Here is a 678-nt window from a genome sequence, read left to right as displayed (position 1 = left end):
CTCTCCGACACGCCGGCCGCCAACGCGCTGACCGTCGCGCCGCGGATTCCCGCCGCCCCGCGCGAGGCGGCTGCCGATCCACGCTTCTCCGACTGGGCGGGACAGGCGCAGGGCCTGACCGAGGATTACCTCGCCGCCTTCTCGGGCTCGAACGGCGCCATGGTCTCGGGCGCGTCGCGCTTCTACGGTGAGCGCCTGCGCTTCCACGGGCGGATGACGACGCTCGCGGCCCTGCTCGCCGAGAAGCGCCGCTTCGCGCAGCGCTGGCCGGAGCGGCGCTACGAGCCGCGCGACACCCGCACCGCCTGCAACGCGGCGCTCCAGAGCTGCGTCGTGCGCACCCTCGTGGACTTCCAGGCCGGCAGCCCGGCCCGCGGCGCGCGCTCGCAAGGGGTGGCCGAGCTGGTGCTGGAGGTCAGCTTCGCCGGCGGCCGCCCGGTGATCGTGTCGGAATCGAGCCGTGTGCTGCGCCGCGGCGCCACGGTCGGCGCGCTTCCCGGAGCCGGCGCCAACGGCTAGACGAGACGCCATGACAACCCCGGATGCGGAAACCCTGGCCCCGACGGAGCGCCCAGTCCTCGGCGCCCCCGAGCGCGCGACTCTTCGCGGCGAGGTCCAGGCCGAGATCGCGCGCCGCAACCCGAAGCCGGTGGCCGTGCGCACGCTGCAGCTGCTGGC

1 pseudogene is annotated in these 678 nt (G+C 75.4%); it reads left to right on the top strand.

The annotated features are described in order from the left end of the window. A pseudogene (locus FV222_RS30365) lies at positions 1-519 on the top strand (hypothetical protein); the annotation flags it as partial. Positions 520-678: the final 159 nt, after the last annotated feature.

Origin of the sequence: Methylobacterium sp. WL103 (assembly GCF_008039885.1) — a bacterium.
In the GTDB taxonomy this organism is placed as follows: domain Bacteria; phylum Pseudomonadota; class Alphaproteobacteria; order Rhizobiales; family Beijerinckiaceae; genus Methylobacterium; species Methylobacterium cerastii.
The sequence above is the reverse complement of the archived record's forward strand: the minus strand, read 5'-3'. Positions and strand labels throughout refer to the sequence as shown.